Origin of the sequence: Streptomyces coelicoflavus (assembly GCF_003112555.1) — a bacterium.
Taxonomy (GTDB): Bacteria; Actinomycetota; Actinomycetes; order Streptomycetales; family Streptomycetaceae; genus Streptomyces; species Streptomyces coelicoflavus.
Genome location: NZ_BEWB01000002.1, coordinates 23,922 through 48,398 on the forward strand (window position 1 = coordinate 23,922; position 24,477 = coordinate 48,398).

Sequence of the window (24,477 nt, forward strand, 5' to 3'; positions counted from 1 at the left end):
GCCCAACTGCAGGACAAGGTGCTGGACGCCTTGGACACGGGCAGAATCGCCGCCGTCGCCACGGTCTTCACCCGCCTGTCGCTGGGCCTGCTCGGCTGGCAGGGCCAAGTCCTGGGCAGCAGCGATCTGCCCTCCCGGCCGGGGCGCTCTCAACGGCTCGCCGACCTCTGTGCCGTAACCAGCGCCCGCGCGTACACGTGCGGGACCGGCGGAATGACCTACCTCGATCTGGCCACGTTCACCGCCGAGGGTGTAGCCGTCATGCCGTTCCAGCTGCCGACGACCAGCATCTGGTCTTCCGGCCGAAGGCTCAGTGCGCTGTCGGCCGTGGCGGAACTCGGCCCACACGACGTGGCTGCCCGCTTGCCGACCAACAGGTCGTACGACCAAGGTCCCGGTCCCCTACCGTCTCCCGACAGGGGTCAACGCGGGTCGTGGCCCTTACTCTGGCGACCATGACCGTCCCTGAGTCCCGTGACACCGATGTCGCGGTCCCCGCCGAGCCCTCCGCCGGTACCGGCGGAGCCGCCGCTCCCGCCGCCCCCGACGAGACCGTGCTGAGCCGTGCCTACCGGGCGCTGAGCATCGGCATCGTCTCCGTCATCGTGCTGATCGCCTTCGAGGCGACGGCGGTCGGCACCGCGATGCCGGTGGCGGCGCGGGAGCTGGACGGGGTGTCGCTCTACGCGTTCGCGTTCTCGGGCTACTTCACCACCAGCCTGTTCGGGATGGTGCTCTCCGGTCAGTGGTCGGACCGGCGCGGCCCGCTGGCGCCGCTGACGACCGGCATCGCCGCCTTCGCGGCCGGGCTGGTGCTGTCGGGTACGGCAGGGGCGATGTGGCTGTTCATCCTGGGGCGGGCCGTGCAGGGGCTCGGCGGCGGGCTCGTGATCGTCGCGCTGTACGTCGTCGTCGGGCGGGCCTACCCGGAGCGGCTGCGGCCCGCGATCATGGCGGCGTTCGCGGCGGGCTGGGTCGTCCCGTCCGTCGTCGGCCCGCTGGCATCCGGCGCGGTGACCGAGCACCTCGGCTGGCGCTGGGTCTTCGTCGGCATCCCGGTGCTGGTGGTCGTCCCGCTGGCCCTCGCGCTGCCGCAGATACGCAGCCGCGCGGCGGGTCCCGTCGGGGAAGGGGACGCCCCGGCGTCCTTCGACCGCCGCCGCATCCGTCTCGCCCTCGCCATCTCGCTGGGCGCGGGGCTGCTCCAGTACGCCGCCCAGGACCTGAGCCCGGTCTCCCTGCTGCCGGGTGCGGCGGGCGTGGCGCTGCTCGTCCCCGCCGTGCTCGGGCTGCTGCCGCGCGGCACCTACCGGGCGGCGCGCGGCCTGCCCTCCGTGGTCCTGCTGCGCGGCGTGGCCGCGGGGTCCTTCATCGCCGCCGAGTCCTTCGTCCCGCTGATGCTGGTCACCCAGCGCGGGCTCAGCCCGACCCTCGCCGGGCTCTCCCTGGCGGCGGGCGGCGCGACCTGGGCCGGCGGTTCCTGGTTGCAGTCCCGGCCGCGTCTGGAAGCGCACCGGGAGCGCCTGATGAGCCTCGGCATGGTGCTGGTCGCGGCGGCCGTCGCCACGGCGCCGAGCGTGCTGATCGACGCCGTACCGGCCTGGACGGTGGCCGTCGCCTGGGGCTTCGGCTGCTTCGGCATGGGCCTGGTGATCTCCTCCACCAGCGTGCTCCTGCTCAGGCTCTCCGCCCCCGAGGAGGCCGGTGCCAACTCCGCCGCCCTCCAGATCTCCGACGGCCTGTCCAACGTCGTCCTGCTGTCGGCCGGCGGTGCGGCCTTCGCGGCCCTCGGCGGCGGCACGGTGAGCCACGCGGCCACCGGGGGCGGCGGGGCGGCCGGCTCCCACCCGGCGGCCTTCGCGGCGGTGTTCCTGCCGATGGCGGCGGTGGCGCTGGCGGGGGCGTGGGTGGCGACGCGGCTGCGGGAGAAGTGAGCCGTGGGTGGCGACCCGGCTGCGGGAGCGGTGAGCCGTGGACGATCCGCCGGGGCCGTTGTGACGTCCGTCCCACCCGGGGGTGACCCGCCCCCGTGCGCGCGTTGATCACGTCTGGCCGCCGGTAGGGTGGCCCGGTTGTCATACGTGGCCGAGCCGCTCTACCCCCTTCGGAGACCGTGACTACCACCGCCAGCTCCAGCACCTCGCACCACCTGTCCCCGGCCTTCCCCGGCCGTGCCCCCTGGGGCACCGCCGGCAAGCTGCGGGCCTGGCAGCAGGGGGCGATGGAGAAGTACCTCCAGGACCAGCCCCGGGACTTCCTGGCCGTCGCCACGCCCGGCGCCGGAAAGACGACCTTCGCGCTGACGCTGGCGTCCTGGCTGCTGCACCACCACGTCGTGCAGCAGGTGACCGTCGTCGCGCCGACCGAGCACCTGAAGAAGCAGTGGGCCGAGGCCGCGGCGCGGATAGGGATCAAGCTGGACCCCGAGTACAGCGCGGGCCCGCTCAGCCGCGAGTACCAGGGCATCGCCATCACCTATGCCGGCGTCGGCGTGCGCCCCATGCTGCACCGCAACCGCGTCGAGCAGCGCAAGACCCTCGTCATCCTCGACGAGATCCACCACGCCGGTGACTCCAAGTCCTGGGGCGAGGCGTGCCTGGAGGCGTTCGAGCCGGCCACCCGCCGCCTCGCGCTCACCGGCACGCCGTTCCGCTCCGACACCAACCCGATCCCCTTCGTGGCGTACGAGGAGGGCAACGACGGCATCCGCCGCTCCGCCGCCGACTACACCTACGGGTACGGCTCCGCGCTCTCCGACGGCGTCGTGCGCCCCGTCATCTTCATGAGCTACAGCGGCAACATGCGCTGGCGCACGAAGGCGGGCGACGAGATCGCGGCCCGGCTCGGCGAGCCGATGACCAAGGACGCCGTCAGCCAGGCCTGGCGCACCGCCCTCGACCCGCGCGGCGAGTGGATGCCCGCCGTGCTGCGCGCCGCCGACCAGCGGCTCACCGAGGTCAGGAAGGCGATCCCGGACGCCGGTGCCCTCGTCATCGCCGCCGACCAGGACTCCGCCCGCGCCTACGCCAAGCTGATCCGCGAGATCACCGGCGACAAGGCCACCGTCGTCCTGTCCGACGACACCGGCGCCTCCAAGAACATCGACACGTTCAGCGCGAGCACCGACCGCTGGATGGTCGCCGTCCGCATGGTGTCCGAGGGCGTCGACGTCCCCCGCCTCGCGGTCGGCGTCTATGCGACCACCATCTCCACGCCGCTCTTCTTCGCCCAGGCCGTCGGCCGCTTCGTGCGTTCCCGCCGCCGCGGCGAGACCGCCTCCGTCTTCCTCCCCACCGTGCCCGACCTGCTCACCTTCGCCAACGAGATGGAGCGCGAACGGGACCACGTCCTCGACAAGCCCAAGAAGGAGGGCGAGGAGGACCCCTACGCCGAGTCCGAGAAGGAGATGGACGAGGCGAACCGGGAACAGGACGAGGACACCGGCGAGCAGGAGCAGTTCTCCTTCGAGGCGCTGGAGTCCGAGGCCACCTTCGACCGGGTCATGTACAACGGTGCCGAGTTCGGCATGCAGGCCCACCCGGGAAGTGAGGAGGAGCAGGACTACCTCGGCATCCCGGGGCTGCTGGAGCCCGACCAGGTGCAGATGCTGCTCCAGAAGCGGCAGGCCCGGCAGATCGCGCACAGCCGCAAGAAGCCCGACGAAGAGGCCGACCTGCTCGAACTGCCCGCCGACCGCCGTCCGGTGGTCTCCCACAAGGAGCTGATGGAGCTGCGCAAGCAGCTCAACACCATGGTCGGCGCCTACGTCCACCAGAGCGGCAAGCCGCACGGGGTCATCCACACCGAGCTGCGCCGCGTGTGCGGCGGCCCGCCCAGCGCCGAGGCGACCGGCGGCCAGCTGCGCCAGCGCATCGCCAAGGTGCAGGAGTGGGCGACGCGCATGAAATGACGCCGCCGCGGGCGTGTGGCGCACGTATAGGGACAAAAACAGGCAGTCGATAACGGTTGGCGCCCGGATTCTGGACGGAGCCTTCCGCTGAGCGGACCTGGTCGTTACTGTCCCGCTACGCACACGCCCCGTGGCAGCGCCGCCGCGGAGCGCAGCCGTGAAGCGACTGGGCCCGCGACAACGCCGGGCCGTCAGCCGATCGGCGGCCTCTCAAGCGCGTCGCTGACGGGACTCGGTGACGCACATCCGCGAGGAGCGCCGCCGACCTCACCACTAAGGAGTGGGCGTCGTGACCGCGGAGACCTCCCAGACGCTCGACCGGGGACTGCGGGTCCTCAAACTGCTGGCCGATACGGACCACGGGCTGACCGTCACCGAGCTTTCCCACAAACTGGGCGTCAACCGGACCGTCGTGTACCGGTTGCTCGCCACGCTGGAGCAGCACGCACTCGTACGCCGCGACCTGGGCGGCCGCGCCCGCGTCGGCCTCGGGGTGCTCGGCCTGGGCCGCCAGGTGCACCCCCTGGTCCGCGAGGCGGCGATGCCGGCCCTGCGCTCGCTGGCGGAGGACATAGGAGCGACGGCCCACCTCACGCTGGTGGACGGCGCCGAGGCGCTGGCCGTGGCCGTCGTCGAGCCGACCTGGACCGACTACCACGTCGCCTACCGCGCCGGTTTCCGCCACCCCCTGGAACGGGGCGCCGCCGGCAAGGCGATCCTGGCCGCCCGCCGGCCACCCCGGCCCGCCGACGAGAACGCGGACGACCCCGGCTACACCCTCACCCACGGCGAACTGGAGGCCGGCGCCTGCGGCGCGGCGGCCCCCCTCCTCGGCGTCACGGGCGTGGAGGGCAGCGTCGGCGTGGTCATGCTGGCGGACGTCGTCCCGGAGCGCGTCGGCGAACGCGTGATGCACGCGGCCCGCGAGGTGGCGGAGGCGCTGCGGTGACGCCCCGTGCAGGGGGGAGCATCGCCGGGCAGGCCCCGCTGCACGAGGTCATGGCGCTGCTGCGCGGGCACCGGCCGGTCTTCCACTCGGAGGCCGATCTCCAGCACAGTTTTGCCCGCGTGCTGTGGGAGACGGCACCGGAGGTGGAGTCCCGGCTCGAGGTTCCCCGGCGGAGGCCGGGGAGAGCCGAGTACCTGGATCTGCTGTGCATCGGGCCGGCCGCGCGAACCGCCGTGGAGTTCAAGTACTTCACCCGGGACTGGACCGGCACGGCCGGCACACCGGCCGAGGACTACATCCTGAAGGCGCACGGGGCCACCGACCTCGCCCGACTGCATTTCGTGCGCGACATAGCCAGGCTGGAGCGGTTCTGCGGGCGGTCCGGGCAGGACGGTCTCGCGCTCATGCTGACGAACGAGCCGTCCCTGTGGACGCCACCGCCCGCCGGCCGTCGGCGCACCCGGGACCACGAGTTCAGGATCCACGAGGGACGTGAGCTCACCGGAACGCTGCTCTGGGCCGAGGGGACGTACGAGCCGAACACCTGCACCTTGACGGGTGCCTACTCTCTCGAGTGGGAGCCGTACTCCGGACAGGACGGCCCCGGCGGAGAGTTCCGCTGGCTGGCGGTGCACGTGAACCCACAGGGTGCCGCAGGAGACGGCTGAGCCGCTGCCACCAGGCGCACGTTAGATTGACTCCGTGCTCTCTCGTCTCACGCGTCCCCAGTTTCTCGCCGTCTGCGGTCTGCCCGTCGTGGCGCTGCTCGCGACCGCCGTGTTCGCGCCGCTGCCGTTCTCCGTGGCGCAGCCCGGGCTGACGGCCGACGTGCTGGGGAAGAACCAGGGGGACGAGGTGATCACGGTCAGCGGTGCGCCGACGCACGACACCAGCGGTCAGCTGCGGATGACGACGATCGAGGCGACCGGGCCGGACGCGAGCATTCACCTCGGGGACGTGCTGAGCAGCTGGTTCGACACGGACCGGGCCGTGATGCCGCGCGACGCCGTCTATCCGAGCGGCGACGACGTGAGCGAGATCGAGGAGTACAACCAGGAGCAGATGAAGGAGTCGCAGGACTCGGCGACCGCGGCCGCGCTCCGGTACCTCCGGATGGACGAGGACGACGTCGACGTGCAACTGCGGCTCGAGGACGTCGGCGGGCCCAGTGCCGGGCTGCTGTTCTCGCTCGGCATCGTCGACAAGCTCGGCGCCGGGGACCTGACCGGCGGCAGGGTCGTCGCCGGGACGGGGACCATCACCGACGGCGGCAGGGTCGGCCCCGTCGGCGGGGTGCCGCTCAAGACGCAGGCCGCCCGGCGGGACGGCGCCACCGTCTTCCTGGTGCCGAAGGCGGAGTGCTCGGACGCGCGGGCCGAGCTGCCCGAGGGGCTGCGGCTGATCCCCGTGACGACGCTCAAGGACGCGGTCGACTCGCTCGAGGCGCTGGAGAGCGGGAAGGGCGACGTCCCCGCCTGCTGAGCGGCACGCCCGGCTAGCCCTCCTTCACGAAGCCCTTCTCCTTCATCCAGTCCAGCGCCACCTGGTGCGGGTCCTCGCCGTCCACGTCGACCTTCGCGTTCAGGGTCTGCGCGACGTCGTTGGTCAGCGCCTCGGTGACCGGGTCGAGGACGGAGGCGATCGCCGGCCACTTCTTCAGGGTGGCCGTGCGGACCATGGGCGCCGCGTTGTAGTTCGGGAAGAACTTCTTGTCGTCCTCCATCACCACCAGGTTCATGGACTTGATCCGCCCGTCGGTGGTGTACACCTCGCCGTAGGTGCAGGCGCCCTTCGCGGTCTGGGTGTAGATGATGCCGGTGTCCATCTGCGTGATGTTCCCGGCCGGGATGGACATGCCGTACGCCTTCTCCAGGCCCGGCAGCCCGTCCGCGCGGTTGGCGAACTCGCCCTCCACGCACAGCGTCACCGCGCCGGGGTCGGACTTCGACAGGGCGGTGACCTCCGAGAGGGTCTTCGTCCCGTACTTCTTGTAGTTGGCCTGGTTCATCGCCAGCGCGTACGTGTTGTTCAGGCGGGCCGGCTCCAGCCACGTCAGCCCCTTCTTCGCGTCGGCCTCCTTCACCGCCTTCCACTGCTGCTCCGGGTCGGGGATCGGCTTGCTGTTGCCCAGGTACGTGATCCACGCGGTGCCGGTGTACTCGTACGTGGCGTCGGCGTCGCCGTTCTCCACCGCCGCACGGGTGCCGACCGAGCCCTGGATGCCGGTGCGGTCGAGCACCTCCGCGCCCGCCGCCTCGAAGGCGATGCCCATGATCGCGCCCAGGACCAGCTGCTCGGTGAACTCCTTCGAGGTGACCGTCAGGTCCGCCCCCTCCAGCGGCTTCCCCTTCCCGATGGTGCCGGGTTCCACGTCGTCGACCATCGGGGAGCCGCTGGTCAGCCCGCACCCGGCGGGAGCCGCAAGGAGTACCGCCGCAAGGGACCAGCAGAAGCGTCGCCTCATGTCCCCACCTCCAGCCCCCGCGGCCGCAGCAGCAGTTCCGCCAGCGACGCCAGCCAGTCCACCAGCAGGGCGAGGGCGACGGTGAGGACCGAGCCGAGGACCAGCACCGGCATCCGCTGGCTGGTGATGCCGGTGGTGATCAGCACGCCCAGGCCACCGCCGCCGCCGAAGGTCGCCAGCGTCGCCGTGCCGACGTTCAGGACGAGGGCCGTGCGCACACCGGCCAGGATGAGCGGGACGGCCAGCGGGAGTTCGACCCGGGTCAGGACGCCCAGCGGGGACATGCCGATGCCGCGGGCCGCCTCCAGGAGCGTCGGGTCGTTCGCCTTCAGGCCGGCGATGGTGTTGGAGAGCACGGGCAGGACGGCGTAGATGATGATGCCGATCAGGGCCGCCCTGCGGCCGATGCCCAGCCAGATCACCAGCAGCGCCAGCAGACCGATCGCCGGGGTCGCCTGTCCCATGTTGGCGAACGCCATCGCGAACGGGGTGGCCTTCCGGAACGCTCCGCGGGTCAGCAGGATGCCCAGCGGGATCGCGATGATCAGCACGAAGAAGGTGGAGATCACCGTGAGCTGCACGTGCTGCCACAGGGCCTTGGTGACCTGGCCGTTGCCGAGGGCGTTCCGGCTGAGCGCGTCCAGGTCCGCCTGCCGGTACCACAGCCAGGTCGCCAGCAGTACGGCGATCAGGACGACGGGCAGGAAGGTCAGCTTGCGCCAGCCGACCCGGGGGCCCGCGGCCGCAGGGGACGGCGGGGGAGCCCCGGCCTCTTCCTCCTCGTCGACGCCCGCGCCACCGCCCTCGTCCCGGAAGGCGAGGCCCTTGACCTCGTGCTCTCCCGCGGGGCGGCCGCCGGGCGAGCGGCGGGAGGAGCCGCTCACGCGCGGCCTCCGACCCCGCCGAAGCCCTCCTGCTCGGTGTGCGTCTGCGTGGCCCGGGTCTCCTCGAGGTCGTGCTGATGCTCCAGCGCGTCGAGCCGGTCGGCCTCCAGCAGCTCCTGCACGGAGTTCATCAGCGTCTCCATGTCGACGACGCCCTCGTAGGTGCCGCGCCGCCCGGTGACCGCGACCCGCCCCGCGTTGTCGGTGAGCACCGCTTCCAGCGCGTCCCGCAGCGTCGCGTCCCGGGTCACCGTGTCGTGGACCAGCGTCCCGGCCCGCGCCAGCGAGCCCTTGGCCCGCATCAGGTCGCCGCGCCGCAGCCACTTGTAGGGGCGCCCGCGCCGGTCCAGGAGCAGGATCTCGTTGGTGCCCGACTCCCTGAGCCGGGCGAAGATGTGCTGGAGCGGGTCCTCCACGGTCACCGTCGGGTAGTCGGTGATGCCGACGTCCCGTACCCGGGTCAGGTTCAGGCGCTTGAGGGCCGCGCCCGCGCCCACGAAGCCCGACACGAAGTCGTCGGCGGGGTTGGTGAGGATCGCCTCCGGAGTGTCGAACTGCGCGATGTGGGAGCGTTCGCGCAGCACCGCGATCCGGTCGCCGATCTTGATCGCCTCGTCGAAGTCGTGGGTGACGAAGACGATCGTCTTGTGCAGCTCCCGCTGGAGCCGGATCAGCTCGTCCTGGAGGTGGTCCCGGGTGATCGGGTCCACCGCGCCGAACGGCTCGTCCATCAGCAGCACCGGCGGATCGGCCGCCAGCGCCCGCGCCACGCCCACCCGCTGCTGCTGGCCGCCGGACAGCTGGCGCGGATAGCGGCCGTGGAACTCCCCGGCGTCCAGGCCGACCAGGTCCAGCATCTCCTCCACCCGCGCGCGGATGCGGGACTTCGACCAGCCGGTCATCCTCGGCACCAGCGCGATGTTCTGGGCGACGGTCATGTGCGGGAACAGACCCGAGGACTGGATCGCGTAGCCGACCTTGCGGCGCAGCTTCACCGGGTCGATGTCGGTGACGTCCTCGCCGTTGATGCGGATGCGTCCGCCGCTGGGCTCGATCAGCCGGTTGATCATCTTGAGGGTGGTGGACTTCCCGCAGCCCGAGGGGCCCACGAACACCACCGTCTCCCCGGCCTTGATCTCCATCGACACGTTCTCGACGGCGGGCTGCGGATTGCCCGGGTAGCGCTTGGTGAGGGCCTCCAGCTCGATGGTCGCCCCGGTGGCGCCGCCGGACGCCTCGCCGCGGCCGTCGTCGGAAACGGAGCCGGACACGGATGTCTCAGACACGGATCCCCCTCGGAATGGTCAGCCGTCCCAGCAGCACGTACGCCGCGTCGAACAGCAGGGCCAGGACGATGATCCCGAGCGTGCCCGCGAGGACCTGGTTGAGCGCGTTCTTGCTGCCCAGCGAGGCGATCCCGCGGAAGATCTCGTTGCCGAGGCCCGGTCCGGAGGCGTAGGCGGCGATCGCCGCGATACCCATCAGCATCTGCGTCGAGACCCGGATGCCGGTCAGGATCGGCGGCCAGGCCAGCGGCAGCTCCACCTGCAGCAGCCGGGCCGGACGCGACATCCCGATGCCCTTGGCCGCGTCCACCAGCGCCGGGTCGACCCCGCGCAGGCCCACGATCGAGTTCCGCACGATCGGCAGCAGCCCGTACAGGGTCAGCGCGGTCACCGTCGGCGGCACGCCGAGCCCCACGATCGGGATGAGCAGGCCGATCATGGCCAGCGACGGGATGGTGAGGATGGTCGACGTGGTCAGGGTCGCCAGGTTCCCCGCCCAGTCGCTGCGGTAGGTGAGAACGCCGATCAGCACCCCGATCAGGGTCGCCACGACCATGCACTGGAAGACCGCGCTGGCGTGCTGGTAGGCGTCGGCGAGCAGCTGCTGGTGGCGGCTGCCCAGGAAGTCCCAGAAGTTCACGTCCGCTCACCTCCGGGTTCGGGCCGGGCTCAGCCGGGTGCGCCGCTGTCCTCGGCCGCCTGCTCCACCAGCGGGATGATCCGCAGCGGAACGGGGTTCTCCATGACGATCGCCGTGGCGGCCCGGACGATGCCATCAAAACCGACAACCCGGTCGATCACCCGCTGGAGATCGGCGTTCGAGCGGGCCACCAGACGGCACAGCATGTCCCCGGTGCCGGTCGTGGTGTGCAGCTCCAGGACCTCCGGCACCGTCGCCAAGTGCGCCCGTACGTCGGCGCCTTGGCCCTGCCGGATCTCCAGCGTCGCGAACGCGGTCACCGGGTAGCCGAGCGCCGCCGGGTCCACTTCCGGACCGAAGCCGCGTATGACTCCGTTCGACTGAAGCCGGTCCAGCCGCGCCTGCGCGGTGCCCCGCGCCACCCCGAGCCGCCGGGACATCTCCAGCACCCCGATCCGCGGCTCCCGCGCCAGCAGACCGATGATCCGCCCGTCCAGCCGGTCGATCCCGTTGCCCGTACCCGCCACGCCCCTCACCCCTCACCCTCTCGGCTGGTCATCCTGTACACATCGCCCGCCATCACCGGCGTACCACTGGTCAGGTTGCCCAGTGAAAACGCAAACTATTGCGCACCTTGCGGAGGCGGGAGAACCTGCGGCTATGACGCAGACCACAGACCACACTCCCGACACCGCCCGGCAGGCCGACCCCTTCCCGGTCAAGGGAATGGACGCGGTCGTCTTCGCCGTGGGCAACGCCAAGCAGGCCGCGCACTACTACTCCACCGCCTTCGGCATGAAGCTGGTCGCCTACTCCGGACCGGAGAACGGCAGCCGGGAGACCGCGAGCTACGTCCTGGAGAGCGGCTCCGCCCGCTTCGTGTTCACCTCGGTGATCAAGCCCTCGACCGACTGGGGCACCTTCCTCGCCCAGCACGTGGCCGAGCACGGCGACGGCGTCGTCGACCTCGCCATCGAGGTCCCGGACGCGCGCGCCGCCCACGCCTACGCCGTCGAGCACGGCGCCCGCTCGCTCGCCGAGCCGCACGAGGTCAAGGACGAGCACGGCACCGTCGTCCTCGCCGCCATCGCCACCTACGGCGAGACCCGGCACACCCTCGTCGAGCGCTCCGGCTACGACGGCCCCTACCTGCCCGGCTACGTCGCCGCCAAGCCGATGGTCGCCCCGCCCGAGCAGCGCGTCTTCCAGGCCGTGGACCACTGCGTCGGCAACGTCGAACTCGGCCGCATGAACGAGTGGGTCGGCTTCTACAACAAGGTCATGGGCTTCACGAACATGAAGGAGTTCGTGGGCGACGACATCGCGACCGAGTACAGCGCGCTGATGTCGAAGGTGGTCGCGGACGGCACCCTCAAGGTCAAGTTCCCGATCAACGAGCCCGCCGTCGCCAAGAAGAAGTCCCAGATCGACGAGTACCTCGAGTTCTACGGCGGCGCCGGCGTCCAGCACATCGCGCTGAACACCAACGACATCGTGGCGACCGTCCGGGCGATGAGGGCGGCCGGCGTCGAGTTCCTCGACACCCCCGACTCGTACTACGACACGCTCGGCGAGTGGGCCGGCGAGACCCGGGTGCCCGTCGACACGCTGCGCGAGCTGAAGATCCTCGTCGACCGCGACGAGGACGGCTACCTGCTCCAGATCTTCACCAAGCCGGTCCAGGACCGTCCGACCGTCTTCTTCGAGATGATCGAGCGCCACGGCTCCATGGGCTTCGGCAAGGGCAACTTCAAGGCCCTGTTCGAGGCGATCGAGCGCGAGCAGGAGAAGCGCGGCAACCTCTGACCCGCACGGGCGTCAGTCGGGCGGGCCCTCCACCGGGGGCTCGCCCAGCTCCGTCAGCGCCCGCTTCGCCTCCGGCGCCCGCAGCGGCGAGAAGTACGGGTTGATCGTCAGCGCCTCCCGCAGATGCCGCCGCGCGGGCCCGGACCGCCCCAGCTCCTGCTCGATCACGCCCCGGTGGAACACGTACAGCGCGCTGCGCACCCCGCCGCCCTTGTCGCCGTCGGTCGCGATCGTCGCGAACTCCAGCGCCTCCTCGTCCTCGCCGGCGCGGTGCAGCGCCCAGCCCAGCGCGTCGGCGACCGCGATCCCCGGCTGCCGCCCCCACTCCGCCCGCAGCAGGCGCACCGCCTCCTCCGGGTCGCCGTGGTCCGCCTCCAGCCGCCCCAGCATCAGCGCCTCGTCCGCCCCGGCCTCCTCCGCGCCCCGCGCCCGCTCCCGCAGCAGGTCGTACTCCACCCGCGCCGCCTGCCCGAGGCCCAGCGACTCGTACAGTTCGCCCAGCTCCAGCGCGTACTCGGGGCTCGGCCGCTTGGCCAGCGCCGCCTGGTACGCGGACAGCGCCTCCGTCGTGCGGCCCAGCGCCGCCAGCGCCCGGCCCTGCCCGGCCTGCGCGGCCCGCTGGTCGGGGTCGGTGCGCAGCGCCTCCTGGAAGAACCGCAACGACTCCTCGCGGTCCCCGCGCTCGAACGCCAGCCGCCCAGCCTGCTCCAGGTACGCCGCCCGCTCGGCCGGTTCCGCGGCCGACGCCGCCGCGTCCGAGATCCGGGCCGCCGCGTCCTCCCGCCAGCCCCGGTTCCGGTAGACGGACGCCGCCAGCGCCCCCACCGCCGGAGCGTCCGGGCGCAGCTCCATCACCTTGTCCAGGGCCCGGCCCACGCCCTTGTCGTCGCCGAGCCCGGTGTACGCGCCGACCAGCACGGCGTGCGCCGTCCACCGCTTCGGCGCCGCCTTCACCGCGCTCTCGCCCCACTTCTTCGCCGCCGGGAAGTCCCGGCGCGCCACCGCCAGCGCCGCCAGCCCCTCCAGGGCCTGCGGATTGCGCTTCGGCCCCGTCTTCAGCGAGGTGCGCAGCACCTTCTCGGCCTTCGGCCAGTTCGCGCCGTCGGCCGTCCGGCGGCCCTGCTCCACGTACGCGGCGCCGAGCACCGCCCACGACGCCCCGTCCAGCGGATGCGCCCGCAGATGGGTCTCCCGGTCGCCGATCAGCGCCGCCAGGTCCGGCAGCGCCGCGGGCACGCCCGTGGTGACCGCCCCCTGCGCCAGCGCCGCGGGCCCCGGCGCGGGCGGGGGCGCGTCGGCCCCGTCCCAGGGCACCAGCAGGACGAGGGCCCCGCCGAGCACCGCGGCCCCGGCGACGCAGGCGATCAGCACCCGGCGCCCGCGGGGCGGCCGCCGGCCGCTTCCGGTGTGTCCCCGCGTGGTGTCCCTCGCATGCGTGCCGTTCATGGCGCTCACTGTGCTCCAATACGACGATCACACCGGGCAGGCGACGGGTGCCGTCCACGGGGTTCACACCGATGGCCGTGGATGCGAGCCTTTGATCATGAGCCGTATCGAAGCGCCTCGCGACGAAGACGACGCAGCCGCGGCGGTCGACAGCACCCCCGGCAGCCCCCGCGCCGACCGGTCCGCCCTCGTCGACCGGCTGCTGGCCGGTCTGCCCGCCGGGTCCGTCCTCACCGACCCCGACGTCACGGCCTCCTACGCCCACGACATGGCGAGCTTCTGCCCGGCCGGCGCCCCCGCCGCGGTCGTCCTGCCGCGCACCGTGGAGGAGGTCCAGCACGTCATGCGCACCGCCACCGAGCTGTGCGTCCCGGTGGTGCCGCAGGGCGCCCGCACCGGCCTGTCCGGCGCGGCCAACGCCACCGACGGCTGCGTGGTCCTCTCCCTGACCAAGATGGACCGCATCCTGGAGATCAACCCGGTCGACCGCGTCGCCGTCGTCGAACCCGGCGTCGTCAACGCCACGCTCTCCCGCGCGGTGAACGAACACGGTCTCTACTACCCTCCCGACCCCTCCAGCTGGGAGATGTGCACCATCGGCGGCAACATCGGCACCGCCTCCGGCGGCCTGTGCTGCGTCAAGTACGGGGTGACCGCCGAGTACGTCCTCGGCCTCGACGTCGTCCTCGCCGACGGCCGCCTGATGTCCACCGGACGCCGCACCGCGAAGGGCGTCGCCGGGTACGACCTCACCCGGCTCTTCGTCGGCTCCGAGGGCTCCCTCGGCATCGTCGTACGGGCGGTCCTCGCGCTGCGCCCCAAGCCGCCCGAGCAGCTGGTGCTGGCCGCCGAGTTCGGCTCCGCGTCGGCCGCCTGCGACGCGATCTGCGCGATCATGGAAGGGGGCCACGTGCCCTCCCTCCTCGAACTGATGGACCGTACGACCGTCAAGGCGGTCAACGACCTCGCCCACATGGGTCTGCCGGAGACCACCGAGGCACTGCTCCTCGCCGCCTTCGACACCACCGACCCGGCCGCCGACCTCGCCGCCGTCGGCGCGCTGTGCGAGGCCGCGGGCGCCACCCAGGTGGTCCCGGCCGAGGACGCCGCCGAGTCCGAACTCCTCCTCCAGGCACGGCGCCTGGCGCTCACCGCCCTCGAGGCCGTCAAGGGCACCACGATGATCGACGACGTGTGCGTGCCCCGCTCCCGGCTCGGCGACATGCTGGAGGGCATCGACCGGATCGCCGCGAAGTACGGCCTCACCATCGGCGTCTGCGCCCACGCGGGCGACGGCAACACCCACCCCACCGTCTGCTTCGACGCCTCCGACCCCGACGAGTCCCGGCGGGCCCGCGAGTCCTTCGACGAGATCATGGCCCTCGGCCTGGAACTCGACGGCACCATCACGGGCGAGCACGGCGTGGGCGTCCTGAAGAAGGAGTGGCTGGCGCGGGAGATCGGCCCGGTGGGCCTGGAGATGCAGCGGGCCGTCAAACAGGTCTTCGACCCGCTGGGCATCCTCAACCCGGGCAAGCTCTTCTGATCCGGTAAGCGGGACTGCCCGGCCCTCACCGGGCGAGCAGCTCGGCCAGCCCGTCGTCGATGCCGAGCCGCCCGCCCTCGGTCCCCGGCGGCACCGTCCGCAGGGTCCGCTCCAGCCAGGCCGACACCTGCGGGGTGGGCGCCTCCAGCAGGGCGTCGCCGTCCGGGCTGCTCAGCGCGACCAGCACGACGCTGCGGCCCTCCGCCTTCGACGGCCACACCCGCACGTCCCCGTGCCCGGACGGCCGGAAGACGCCCTCCACCAGCAGGTCACGGGCGAACGTCCAGTGCACCGGGTGGCCGGAGTCGATGTGGAAGGTGACGTGGACGGCGTAGGGGTCGTCGGTGTGGTAGGTGAGCCGGGCCGGCACCGGGACGCCGTGCTCGGGCGACAGGATGAGCCGCAACTCCAGCTCGCGCTCGACGACGGTGGGCCGGGCGGGGCCGGTGGGGTCGGTGTGCATGGCGGGGTTCCTCTCCCGTGTCTCGGACGTTCCTTGCCCGGGGAGAGCGGCCCGGGGGCCGGAGCATTACGCGGGTTCGCGGAACTTTTTTCCGAACCCCGGTCCGGGTGTCCGGGTACCCGGGTGTCCGTGTGATGTCCGTGTGACCGGGTGTCCAGGTGTGAAGGTCCCTGCACGAGGTTGCCCGGAAAGGGGCGGGTACGGCGGGACCGGCCGTGCGGATTGCGCCCGTCTGATAGATGTTGGAGCCCCTCTATCAACCCCCGAGCAGATACGGGACGACGGACATGAGCGCCCCAACCCCGGCCCCCGGCGACGACAGGCCCCGCGAAGGGTATTACCCGGACCCGTCCATTCCTGGATACGTCCGGTACTGGAACGGCGCCTCCTGGGTGGCGGGCACGAGCCGGCCCGCCCCCAAGGACGGCGAGCCGCTCGCGCCTCCGCCCGGCGCGCGGCCCTCCGTCGAGGAGACAGGACCGCACTTCTTCGACGAGGACCCGGTCGAGGACCCGCCGCCCGCCGCCGCGTCCCAGCACGGCAGCCGGCCGGAGTCCGCCACGGCCTGGGGCGCCGACCGCTCCGGTCCCGGCGGTAGCGCCGGCACCCCGGACCAGCGCGTCGCCTGGCCGGGCACGGCGCGGGGCGCGGACCCGAGGGTCCCGCACGCCCGGCAGCCGGCACCGCCCGCCGACGGCACCGCGGACGCGGGCGGGCAGGGCGACGCCGCGCCGGCCCCTGGCCAGACGTCGGGCTCGGCCCCTGGCCAGGCTCCGGGCTCAGCCCTTGGCCAGGCTCCGGGCTCGGCCCCTGCCTCCGCTCCCGCCTCCGCGTCGGCGTCCGCTCCTGCTCCCGCCTCCGGTTCTGGTTCCGTTTCCGGCGAGGCGGACGGGGAGGCCGGCAACACCTTCGTCTTCCGCCGTCCCGCGGCCGGCCCGCAGGGCTCCCCGGCCCCGGGCGGCTCCCCGGCCCCCGCGGAGGACGAGGGCACCATGACCTTCCGCGCGGTCACCCCGCGCACGGGGCCGCAGGCCGGCGGCTCCGGTTCCGCCACGGGCTCCGGCTCCGGTTCCGGTCCGGGCTTCGCGGCCGGCAAGGCGGCCGCCGCCCGGGCCGCCGCGGCGCAGGCCCCCGCGGCCCCCGCGGCCCCGGCCGCCCCCGCGGTTCCGCACCAGGCGCCTCCGCAGCAGCCCGCCCCTTCCGCGCCGGTCGCGGCGGGCGGTCCCGGCGGCGGGCAGTCCTCCTGGGCGCAGCAGGTGCACCGGCTGGCCGGGGCGGGCGGGGACGAGCAGCCCGTGGCCCCGTGGAAGCCGCCGGTCGAGGACGTGTTCCAGGCCGCCGCCCGGCGCCAGGCGTCGGCCCGGCCCGCCGGGCTCGGCAAGCGGCTGGCCGCCCGGCTGATCGACACCGTGGTCCTGGCGGGCGTCACCGCCGTGGCCGCCGTACCGCTCGGCGTCAAGGCGATCGACCACGTCAACGGCAAGATCGACGAGGCCAAGCTCTCCGGCGAGACCGTCACGGTCTGGCTGCTGGACGGCACGACGTCCACGTACCTGGGCATCGTGCTCGCCGTCCTGCTGCTCTTCGGTGTCGTCTACGAAGCGCTGCCCACCGCCAAGTGGGGCCGCACCCTGGGCAAGAAGCTGCTGGGCCTGGAGGTGCGGGACATCGAGGCCCACGAGCCGCCGTCCTTCGGCGCGGCCCTGCGCCGCTGGCTGGTCTACAGCGTGCCGGGCCTCCTGGCCATCGGCGTGGTCGGCGTCGCGTGGTGCCTGTTCGACCGCCCCTGGCACCAGTGCTGGCACGACAAGGCCGCCGGCACGTTCGTCGCGGGCTAGCTTGGCGGGTGGGGTCGGGGTGAGCCGCGGTCTCGTTTTCGGCCGCGGGTGCGTTGTGGTTGCTCGCGCAGTTCCCCGCGCCCCTTTCAGGGGCGTCCAGTGCACGTACCTAAAGGGGCGCGGGGAACTGCGCGACCAGCCCCCACGCACCCGCAGCCGCCGACGACCCATCAGCCGCCCTCCCCGATGGCGTCGGACCGTACCCCGTCCCCTGGACGGCCCCCCGCCGGATGCGCCGTAAGAGACTCCGGGGTCGACTCGGGACATGAGCAGCGAACCGCCCCCCGGCTCCGGCGGGCAGCAGCCGCCGGACGACGACCCGCTGAGGAAGAACCCCTACGACAACCCGTCCCCGCCCCCCGGCGGAGGGGACCCTTACGGCGGCGCCCCGCCCCCCGGCGGGGGGAGTCCCTACGGCGGCGCCCCGCCTCCCGGCGGCGGAGGTCCCTACGGCGGGCCTCCTCCCGGCGGCGGCCCCTACGGCGGTGCCCCGTACGGCGGTGGCGGTTACCCCAACGACCCGCTGGCCGGGATGCCCCCGCTCGCCGACAGCGGGCGCCGCACGCTCGCGCGGATCATCGACATGATCCTCGTCGGCATCGTGGTCTGGCTGCTCAGCTGGGCGTTCAACGTCCAGGAGTACTCCGTGGACGGTGACAACGTCTCCGTCGGCAAGTCCTTCGGGCAGTCCGTGATCGCCGCCCTGCTCTACATCGCGTACGACACCTACATGACCACGAAGACGGGGCAGACCCTCGGCAAGAAGTGGCTGGGGATGCGGGTGGCGAACCTGGACAACGGGGCGACGCCCTCGGTGCAGACCTCTCTGATCCGGGCCCTGGTGCTGTGGATCCCGTTCGCCTTCTGCTGTGCCTGCGTGTGGACGGTCATCGCGGGCGGCTGGAGCTTCTTCGACAAGCCCTACAAGCAGGGCCTGCACGACAAGGCGGCCAAGACGGTCGTCGTCAGCACCCGATGACGGCCCGTCTCAGGCGGCCCGCCCGCGCGTCGACTCCCCGGCGGTCGCGGAGACGCGGGCCGGCGAGGGCATCCGTACCGGCTCGCGGCCGGCGTCGGGCCGCCGGGCCGGCGTGTTGGCCACCGTGCGCGTCCCGGGCAGCGGGACCGTCATGGCGACCAGCAGCCCGAGGGCGAGGGCCGCGACGGCGATGAGAGCGACTCCGGGACCCGAACTCGTCCGCGACAGCAGCAGCATGGCGAGCGTCGAGAAGATCACGGTGCACGAACCGTAGGCGAACTGTGCGGCAGTCGGACGGGGCATGGCCATCGTGTCCTCGGAAGACGGTGGGAGACAATCGCGGGGCGGGATGGGCTGTCGGCCTGGCTTTCCGCCGGTCTCCGGGCGTTCCGCCAAGCGACTCTAACCCGCTGTGTGCCCGAGCGGAACCAGTAGTAAGCACGACCTAACCGGCACGGCCGATGCACGGGGGGCGCACGGATTCATGGCGTCCGGAGAGCGGACGGTCCCGCGCGCCCGTCGGAACCGGTCGACGGTCCGCCGGGACCGGTGAAGGTCACGATCAGGTGTCCGCAAAGCGAACGGCGGCTCCGCATAGTGCAATTGTTCTGCTCAAGTCAAGGTCTGTCTTTTCCGCCGAACCTCTAGTCAAATGTCGTCACTTGAATACACGCGTTGATCACGTGTGCGCGGACTTGCACTGTCCTTGTCCCCCCTTCCGCGCGCGTGGACGCGGGGGAGGAAATCAAGTGACCAGAAGACCCTGGACGTTCAGAACGGCGGCGACCACCATCGCGCTCGCCACCGCGACCGCCACGCTCTCCGCGGCCGGCGTGGCGCAGGCGGACTCGCCGTCCCGGCCGGAGGCCGTGAACCGTCACGACCCCAGCCCGGACAAGACCGCGCGCTCCCACGACCTCAAGGGCCCCCTGAGCGACACTCAGGCCGCTCAGCGTGAGGAGGCCCTCAAGCAGGTCCTGTCCGGCAACGCGTCGGTGAAGAAGAAGGACGGCTCGAAGGTCGTCCAGCTGAAGAGCAAGAAGGGCGACGCCAAGTACGTCGAGCTGGGCCGGGAGAAGACCGACAAGATCTTCACCATCCTGGTCGAGTTCGGCAACAAGGTCGACAGCCGCTACGGCGGCACCCCCGGCCCGCTGCACAACGAGATAGCCAAGCCGAAGCGCAAGGAGGACAACTCCACGGCCTGGCAGGAGGACTACGACCAGGACCACTACCAGGACCTGTACTTCGGTTCCGGCAAGGGCGTCCACTCGGTCAAGACCTACTACGAGAAGCAGTCCTCCGGCCGCTACTCGGTCGACGGCGAGGTCTCCGACTGGGTCAAGGTCCCGTACAACGAGGCCCGCTACGGCTCCAACAAGTGCGACCCCGACAACTGCGCCTGGTACGCGGTGCAGGACGGCGTCACCGCCTGGGTCGCCGACCAGAAGGCGGCCGGCCGCACCGACGCCCAGATCAAGTCCCAGCTGACCCAGTACGACCAGTGGGACCGCTACGACTTCGACGGCGACGGCGACTTCAACGAGCCCGACGGCTACATCGACCACTTCCAGATCGTGCACGCCGGCGAGGACGAGTCCGCGGGCGGCGGCGCGCAGGGCGAGGACGCCATCTGGGCGCACCGCTGGTACGCCTTCGGCACCGACGCCGGCGCCACCGGCCCGGCCGACAACCAGCTCGGCGGCACCCAGATCGGCGACACCGGCATCTGGGTCGGCGACTACACCATCCAGCCGGAGAACGGCGGACTCGGCGTCTTCGCCCACGAGTACGGCCACGACCTCGGTCTGCCGGACCTCTACGACACCAACGGCGGCGACAACTCCACCGGCTTCTGGACGCTGATGTCGTCCGGCTCGTGGCTGGGCACCGGCCGCAACGAGATCGGCGACCTGCCCGGCGACATGACCGCCTGGGACAAGCTCCAGCTGGGCTGGCTGAACTACGACACCGCCAAGGCGGGCGTCAACTCCTGGCACAAGCTGGGCCTGGCCGAGTACAACACCAAGCACAAGCAGGGCCTGGTCGTCGAACTGCCGAAGAAGGCGGTCACCACCGAGATCGTTCCCCCCGCCCAGGGCGAGACCCAGTGGTGGAGCGGCAGCGGCAACGACCTCAGCAACACGCTGACCCGCAGCGTCGACCTCACCGGCAAGTCGTCCGCCTCCCTCACCCTGGACGGCTGGTACGACATCGAGGCCGACTACGACTACCTCTACACCGAGGTGTCCACCGACGGCGGCGCCAACTGGACCGCGGTCGACGGCACGTTCGACGGACAGCCGATCCAGCGCGACGGCAGTGACAAGCCGGCCCTGAGCGCCACGGTCGACGCCTACGGCAAGCTCGTCTACCCGCTCGACGCCTACGCCGGCAAGAAGATCGACCTGCGCTTCCGCTACCAGACCGACGGCGGACTGGCCATGAAGGGCTTCGCCGCCGACGAGATCGCGGTGACGGCCGACGGCCAGACCCTCTTCTCCGACAACGCGGAGACCGAGGACGCCGCCTGGACGGCGGACGGCTTCACCCGCAAGGGCGCGTCCTTCACCAAGGACTACGCCCAGTACTACATCGCCGAGAACCGCCAGTACGTGTCGTACGACAAGACCCTCGAGGTCGGCCCGTACAACTTCGGCTTCTCGGAGCGTCCGAACTGGGTCGAGCACTACGCCTACCAGAACGGCCTGCTGATCTGGAAGTGGGACACCTCCCAGGCGGACAACAACACCAGCCAGCACCCGGGCACGGGTCTGGTCCTGCCGATCGACTCGCACCCGACCGCGCTGAAGTGGAAGGACGGCTCGGTCATGCGCAACCGCTTCCAGACGTACGACGCGCCGTTCAGCCGCTTCCGCACGGACGGCATGACGCTGCACAAGGCGGACGTCGCGAAGTACGTCCCGGGCTCGAAGGGCGTCTCGGTCTTCAACGACCGCAAGAACGACTACTACGACCCGGCGAACCCGACCGGCGGTGTCAAGATCACTGACACCAACACGAAGATCAAGATCCTGAAGGAGGCCAAGAACGGCTCGACGATCGAGCTCGAGGTTGGCCCCGCGGGCAGGTAAGTAGCATCTGCCCAGGTCAGAGCATGATCGGCGGTGACCCCCTGGCGGGTCACCGCCGATCCGTGTTTAGGTGCGTCCTGTGGTTCTCTTATTGACACCGGGTCCCGTACCCGGACCGACCCAGGCTGACTCGGGGGTATGACCGCATGGCCGCAGGAGGCTTCTGCAAGCTGCCGAACGGCACGGTGGTGGTGGCACTGAACCTGCCCAGCCCCGCCGGGCCGGAGGCCGGGGGAGTGCGCTTCCTCGTCCATGCCCAGAACCGGGCGCGCGCCCTGACCAGGCTGCGCAACCTGGGGCTGCGCAGCGTCTACCTGCGGGGCAACGCGGCCCCGCCGACCCCGGACGAGGTCACCGCGGTGCTGCACCACCCGGACGGCCTGATATGGCGTACGGCACCGGTGGCGGGCGCGATGGCCGGCCCGGACCTGGTCCAGGAGCTGTGGCACCCGATCCGGGCCCTGCTCAGACGCCCGACCGCCCAGACATAGGGATCCGCCGCCCCGGGCCTCCGCCGCCCCGGGCCTCCGCCGCCCCGGGCCTCCGCCGCCCCGGGCCTCCGCCGCCCCGGGCCTCCGCCGCCCCGGGCCTCCGCCGCCCCGGGCCTCCGCCGCCCCGGGCCTCCACTGCCCCGGGACCTACTGCACGACCGGCTTCCCGGACAGCTCCACGCCCGCCTCCCGCAGCTCCTCCAGCGCCCGCTCGGTGGTCTCCGCGGCCACCCCGGCGGTCAGGTCGAGCAGCACCTGCGTACGGAAGCCCGCGCGGGCGGCGTCCAGGGCGGTGGCCCGCACGCAGTGGTCGGTGGCGATGCCCACGACGTCGACCTCGTCGATCTCGCGGGACCGCAGCCACTCGGCGAGGCCCGTGCCGTTCTCGTCGGCGCCCTCGAAGCCGCTGTAGGCGGCCGTGTACGCGCCCTTGTCGAAGACGGCGTCTATCGCGCCGGAGGCGACGGCGGGCGCGAAGTTCGGGTGGAAGCCGACCCCCTCGGTGCCGGCGACGCAGTGCGCCGGCCAGGAGTGGACGTAGTCCGGGTTGTCGGCGAAGTGGCCGCCCGGCGCGATGTGGTGGTCGCGGGTGGCCACCACGTGGCGGTAGCCGGCGGGCGCCTGCCCGATCAGCTCGGTGATGGCGGCGGCCACGTCGGCACCGCCGGACACCGCGAGGCTGCCTCCCTCGCAGAAGTCGTTCTGCACGTCTACGACGATCAAGGCGCGGCGCATGGTCGGTGTCCTTCGACTGGGTCGACTGTGGATGTGGATGCAGGAGATCCGGGGCTGATTCGGCCCTTGTGGGACCGCACCAGCTTTAGCTACCCGAGCCTCACTGTGCGTACTCCGTCGGAATGACGGGTTCCCCTCGGGAGAGCTGGGTGGCGGACAGCGGAAGGTTGGCGCGGGCGGCCGCGTGGCGGTCCCGGACGGCGTCCAGCGGCTCGCGGGCGACGACCTCACCGCCCTTGACCAGCTCGACCAGGAGCTGCCGGCCGGCGAGATCGTCGGGCACCGGACCGGTGCCGACCACCTCGGCCTCGGCGTACCCCTCGGCGTCCAGGCGCCGGGCGGCCCACTTGCGGCCGCCGATCGACGTCTTGCCCCCGCTGGACTTCTTGGCCACCGGCACCAGCGGCGCGCCCTCCTCGCCGGACTCGGCGCGGGCGACCAGCTTGTAGACCATCGAGGCCGTCGGGTGCCCGGAGCCGGTCACCAGCTGGGTGCCGACGCCGTAGGCGTCCACGGGCGCCGCCGCCAGCGAGGCGATGGCGTACTCGTCCAGGTCCGAGGTCACGACGATCTTCGTCTCGGTGGCGCCCAGCTCGTCCAGCTGCTGGCGCACCCGGTGGGCGACCAGGAGCAGGTCGCCGGAGTCGATGCGCACCGCGCCCAGCCCGGGCCCGGCGATCTCCACGGCCGTACGGACGGCCTCGGCGACGTCGTAGGTGTCCACCAGGAGCGTGGTGCCCGCGCCCAGGGAGTCCACCTGGGCGCGGAAGGCGTCGCGCTCGTTGTCGTGGAGCAGGGTGAAGGCGTGGGCGGAGGTGCCGACGGTGGGGATGTTGTAGCGGAAGCCGGCGGCCAGGTCGGAGGTGGTCGCGAAGCCGCCCACGTAGGCCGAGCGGGCGGCGGCGACGGCGGCCAGCTCGTGGGTGCGGCGGGCGCCCATCTCGATCAGCGGCCGGTCGCCGGCGGCCGACGACATGCGGGAGGCGGCGGCCGCGATCGCCGAGTCGTGGTTGAGGATGGAGAGGATCACCGTCTCGAGCAGCACGCACTCGGCGAACGTCCCCTCCACCCGCATGATCGGCGAGCCCGGGAAGTACACCTCGCCCTCGGGGTAGCCCCAGATGTCGCCGTTGAACCGGTACCGGCCGAGCCAGTCCAGGGTCTCCCCGTCGACGATGTCCTTCTCGCGCAGGAAGCGCAGGACGTCCGCGTCGAAGCGGAAGTTCTCCACCGCGTCCAGCACCCGCCCGGTGCCCGCCACGACGCCGTAGCGGCGGCCGTCCGGCAGCCGCCGGGTGAAGACCTCGAACACGCTCCGCCGCCCGGCCGTACCGGCCTTCAGGGCGGCTTGGAGCATGGTCAGCTCGTACTGGTCCGTGAAGAGCGCCGTCGAGGGGACGTCCACCGGCAGCCCAAGGTCCGCTGCGTCCACGAAACTTCTCCTAGCCATCACGTGCCGGTTGCCCCCGATGCGGCCGGGGGTCCGGGGGTTGTCCCCCGGTGTAGGCGGCATACGACGGATCGTACCCCCATTTCGTCACTCTGACGATTTCAAGTGCCGCCCGGTCCGGTGACGCCCGCCACAGGCCCGTTTGTGCGGGTGCCCCCCTGTGGTGGCAGCATGGGCAGTGTGACGGCAGCCGCACCCATGGAGATCGAGAAGACCGAGCCGGCGGAGGAGGTCTTCGCCGTACCCGAGCCCGACGTGCCCTGGGTGACGATCGTCCACAACGATCCCGTCAACCTCATGAGCTACGTGACGTACGTCTTCCAGTCGTACTTCGGCTACTCGAAGGACAAGGCCACCAAGCTCATGATGGACGTCCACCACAAGGGCCGGGCGGTCGTCTCCAGCGGCAGCCGGGAGGAGATGGAGCGGGACGTACAGGCCATGCACGGCTACGGTCTGTGGGCCACCCTCCAGCAGGACCGGAAATGAGCCCGG

23 protein-coding genes are annotated in these 24,477 nt (G+C 72.0%); 13 read left to right on the forward strand and 10 right to left on the reverse strand.

Annotation, left to right across the window (positions count from 1 at the left end; all coding sequences use genetic code 11):
- The first annotated feature begins 18 nt into the window (after positions 1-18).
- The 6 genes from Sco07f_RS00300 (at position 19) to Sco07f_RS00325 (ending at position 6,341) form a co-directional block, all read left to right on the forward strand.
- Positions 19-459, forward strand: a complete 441-nt coding sequence (locus Sco07f_RS00300) for a WbqC family protein (RefSeq protein WP_369695747.1) — start codon at positions 19-21, stop codon at positions 457-459.
- Positions 456-1,934, forward strand: coding sequence for an MFS transporter (locus tag Sco07f_RS00305; RefSeq protein ID WP_108986609.1), 1,479 nt, complete (start codon positions 456-458; stop codon positions 1,932-1,934). The genes Sco07f_RS00300 and Sco07f_RS00305 overlap by 4 nt, the downstream gene beginning before the upstream one ends.
- A 179-nt stretch (positions 1,935-2,113) precedes the next feature.
- Complete coding sequence (locus tag Sco07f_RS00310) at positions 2,114-3,910, forward strand: DEAD/DEAH box helicase (protein WP_087790755.1); 1,797 nt, start codon at positions 2,114-2,116, stop codon at positions 3,908-3,910.
- A 289-nt stretch (positions 3,911-4,199) separates the two neighbouring features.
- On the forward strand, positions 4,200-4,859 hold the full coding sequence (locus tag Sco07f_RS00315; protein ID WP_007450095.1) for an IclR family transcriptional regulator: 660 nt from the start codon (positions 4,200-4,202) through the stop codon (positions 4,857-4,859).
- A complete protein-coding gene (locus tag Sco07f_RS00320) occupies positions 4,856-5,527 on the forward strand; it encodes a hypothetical protein (protein ID WP_108986610.1) in 672 nt (223 codons plus the stop codon). The genes Sco07f_RS00315 and Sco07f_RS00320 overlap by 4 nt, the downstream gene beginning before the upstream one ends.
- A gap of 34 nt (positions 5,528-5,561) precedes the next feature.
- Positions 5,562-6,341, forward strand: coding sequence for a S16 family serine protease (locus tag Sco07f_RS00325; RefSeq protein ID WP_108986611.1), 780 nt, complete (start codon positions 5,562-5,564; stop codon positions 6,339-6,341).
- 13 nt (positions 6,342-6,354) lie between these two features.
- Here the strand turns inward: Sco07f_RS00325 and Sco07f_RS00330 are convergent, their stop codons facing one another.
- From Sco07f_RS00330 to Sco07f_RS00350, 5 genes are read right to left on the reverse strand one after another with little or no spacing between them, the layout of a single operon-like run.
- Positions 6,355-7,323: a glycine betaine ABC transporter substrate-binding protein gene (locus Sco07f_RS00330; protein WP_108986612.1), complete on the reverse strand. Its 969-nt coding sequence runs from the start codon at positions 7,321-7,323 to the stop codon at positions 6,355-6,357.
- Complete coding sequence (locus Sco07f_RS00335) at positions 7,320-8,207, reverse strand: ABC transporter permease (protein WP_108986613.1); 888 nt, start codon at positions 8,205-8,207, stop codon at positions 7,320-7,322. Before Sco07f_RS00335 ends, Sco07f_RS00330 begins: the two co-directional genes overlap by 4 nt.
- Positions 8,204-9,478, reverse strand: a complete 1,275-nt coding sequence (locus tag Sco07f_RS00340; RefSeq protein ID WP_108986614.1) for a betaine/proline/choline family ABC transporter ATP-binding protein — start codon at positions 9,476-9,478, stop codon at positions 8,204-8,206. Before Sco07f_RS00340 ends, Sco07f_RS00335 begins: the two co-directional genes overlap by 4 nt.
- 7 nt (positions 9,479-9,485) lie before the next feature.
- On the reverse strand, positions 9,486-10,133 hold the full coding sequence (locus tag Sco07f_RS00345) for an ABC transporter permease (protein ID WP_108986615.1): 648 nt from the start codon (positions 10,131-10,133) through the stop codon (positions 9,486-9,488).
- A 29-nt stretch (positions 10,134-10,162) separates the two neighbouring features.
- Positions 10,163-10,660: an Lrp/AsnC family transcriptional regulator gene (locus Sco07f_RS00350; RefSeq protein ID WP_007450106.1), complete on the reverse strand. Its 498-nt coding sequence runs from the start codon at positions 10,658-10,660 to the stop codon at positions 10,163-10,165.
- Positions 10,661-10,793: 133 nt separating this feature from the next.
- Between Sco07f_RS00350 and hppD the strand changes: the two genes are divergently transcribed.
- Positions 10,794-11,939: a 4-hydroxyphenylpyruvate dioxygenase gene (gene hppD, locus Sco07f_RS00355; RefSeq protein WP_054100786.1), complete on the forward strand. Its 1,146-nt coding sequence runs from the start codon at positions 10,794-10,796 to the stop codon at positions 11,937-11,939.
- Between the two features lie 12 nt (positions 11,940-11,951).
- On the opposite strand, the gene Sco07f_RS00360 is transcribed toward hppD, so the two are convergent.
- Complete coding sequence (locus tag Sco07f_RS00360; protein ID WP_244941964.1) at positions 11,952-13,385, reverse strand: tetratricopeptide repeat protein; 1,434 nt, start codon at positions 13,383-13,385, stop codon at positions 11,952-11,954.
- A 91-nt stretch (positions 13,386-13,476) separates the two neighbouring features.
- On the opposite strand from Sco07f_RS00360, the gene Sco07f_RS00365 reads away from it, so the two are divergent.
- The gene (locus tag Sco07f_RS00365) at positions 13,477-14,931 is read left to right on the forward strand and encodes an FAD-binding oxidoreductase (protein ID WP_087792976.1); all 1,455 of its coding nucleotides are present in this window, start codon (positions 13,477-13,479) and stop codon (positions 14,929-14,931) included.
- A 25-nt stretch (positions 14,932-14,956) separates the two neighbouring features.
- Here Sco07f_RS00365 and Sco07f_RS00370 read toward each other — a convergent pair whose 3' ends face one another.
- Positions 14,957-15,394: an SsgA family sporulation/cell division regulator gene (locus Sco07f_RS00370; protein ID WP_007389853.1), complete on the reverse strand. Its 438-nt coding sequence runs from the start codon at positions 15,392-15,394 to the stop codon at positions 14,957-14,959.
- Between the two features lie 287 nt (positions 15,395-15,681).
- On the opposite strand from Sco07f_RS00370, the gene Sco07f_RS00375 reads away from it, so the two are divergent.
- Positions 15,682-17,232: an RDD family protein gene (locus Sco07f_RS00375; protein WP_108986617.1), complete on the forward strand. Its 1,551-nt coding sequence runs from the start codon at positions 15,682-15,684 to the stop codon at positions 17,230-17,232.
- 265 nt (positions 17,233-17,497) lie between these two features.
- On the forward strand, positions 17,498-18,211 hold the full coding sequence (locus Sco07f_RS40010; RefSeq protein WP_167467976.1) for an RDD family protein: 714 nt from the start codon (positions 17,498-17,500) through the stop codon (positions 18,209-18,211).
- Between the two features lie 9 nt (positions 18,212-18,220).
- Here the strand turns inward: Sco07f_RS40010 and Sco07f_RS00385 are convergent, their stop codons facing one another.
- Positions 18,221-18,514 carry a hypothetical protein gene (locus tag Sco07f_RS00385; RefSeq protein WP_174855290.1) on the reverse strand — a complete coding sequence of 98 codons (294 nt, stop codon included), beginning with the start codon at positions 18,512-18,514 and terminating at the stop codon, positions 18,221-18,223.
- A 446-nt stretch (positions 18,515-18,960) separates the two neighbouring features.
- On the opposite strand from Sco07f_RS00385, the gene Sco07f_RS00390 reads away from it, so the two are divergent.
- Both Sco07f_RS00390 and Sco07f_RS00395 read left to right on the forward strand, forming a co-directional pair.
- Entirely contained in the window at positions 18,961-21,306 is a 2,346-nt protein-coding gene (locus Sco07f_RS00390) for an immune inhibitor A domain-containing protein (RefSeq protein ID WP_007388573.1), read from the forward strand.
- A gap of 146 nt (positions 21,307-21,452) precedes the next feature.
- A complete protein-coding gene (locus tag Sco07f_RS00395) occupies positions 21,453-21,797 on the forward strand; it encodes a hypothetical protein (RefSeq protein WP_007388574.1) in 345 nt (114 codons plus the stop codon).
- Positions 21,798-21,944: 147 nt separating this feature from the next.
- Here the strand turns inward: Sco07f_RS00395 and Sco07f_RS00400 are convergent, their stop codons facing one another.
- Together Sco07f_RS00400 and Sco07f_RS00405 are read right to left on the reverse strand one after the other, a co-directional pair.
- Positions 21,945-22,532 carry a nicotinamidase gene (locus Sco07f_RS00400; RefSeq protein WP_108986618.1) on the reverse strand — a complete coding sequence of 196 codons (588 nt, stop codon included), beginning with the start codon at positions 22,530-22,532 and terminating at the stop codon, positions 21,945-21,947.
- A 100-nt stretch (positions 22,533-22,632) separates the two neighbouring features.
- Positions 22,633-23,964, reverse strand: a complete 1,332-nt coding sequence (locus tag Sco07f_RS00405; protein ID WP_007388568.1) for a nicotinate phosphoribosyltransferase — start codon at positions 23,962-23,964, stop codon at positions 22,633-22,635.
- 189 nt (positions 23,965-24,153) lie between these two features.
- Here Sco07f_RS00405 and clpS point away from each other — a divergent pair, with 189 nt between their 5' ends.
- Positions 24,154-24,471 (forward strand): ATP-dependent Clp protease adapter ClpS, encoded by a 318-nt coding sequence (gene clpS, locus Sco07f_RS00410; RefSeq protein WP_007388575.1) that lies wholly within the window; start codon positions 24,154-24,156, stop codon positions 24,469-24,471.
- Positions 24,472-24,477: the final 6 nt, after the last annotated feature.

What these genes read in the sequence shown, in the direction of transcription:
- Sco07f_RS00385 (WP_174855290.1), bottom strand. Translation starts at nt 18,514, where the DNA reads ATGCCCCGTCCGACTGCCGCACAGTTCGCCTACGGTTCGTGCACCGTG.
- Sco07f_RS00305 (WP_108986609.1), top strand. Translation starts at nt 456, where the DNA reads ATGACCGTCCCTGAGTCCCGTGACACCGATGTCGCGGTCCCCGCCGAG.
- Sco07f_RS40010 (WP_167467976.1), top strand. Translation starts at nt 17,498, where the DNA reads ATGAGCAGCGAACCGCCCCCCGGCTCCGGCGGGCAGCAGCCGCCGGAC.
- Sco07f_RS00330 (WP_108986612.1), bottom strand. Translation starts at nt 7,323, where the DNA reads ATGAGGCGACGCTTCTGCTGGTCCCTTGCGGCGGTACTCCTTGCGGCT.
- Sco07f_RS00360 (WP_244941964.1), bottom strand. Translation starts at nt 13,385, where the DNA reads ATGAACGGCACGCATGCGAGGGACACCACGCGGGGACACACCGGAAGC.
- clpS (WP_007388575.1), top strand. Translation starts at nt 24,154, where the DNA reads ATGGGCAGTGTGACGGCAGCCGCACCCATGGAGATCGAGAAGACCGAG.
- Sco07f_RS00375 (WP_108986617.1), top strand. Translation starts at nt 15,682, where the DNA reads ATGAGCGCCCCAACCCCGGCCCCCGGCGACGACAGGCCCCGCGAAGGG.
- Sco07f_RS00370 (WP_007389853.1), bottom strand. Translation starts at nt 15,394, where the DNA reads ATGCACACCGACCCCACCGGCCCCGCCCGGCCCACCGTCGTCGAGCGC.
- Sco07f_RS00400 (WP_108986618.1), bottom strand. Translation starts at nt 22,532, where the DNA reads ATGCGCCGCGCCTTGATCGTCGTAGACGTGCAGAACGACTTCTGCGAG.
- Sco07f_RS00395 (WP_007388574.1), top strand. Translation starts at nt 21,453, where the DNA reads ATGGCCGCAGGAGGCTTCTGCAAGCTGCCGAACGGCACGGTGGTGGTG.
- hppD (WP_054100786.1), top strand. Translation starts at nt 10,794, where the DNA reads ATGACGCAGACCACAGACCACACTCCCGACACCGCCCGGCAGGCCGAC.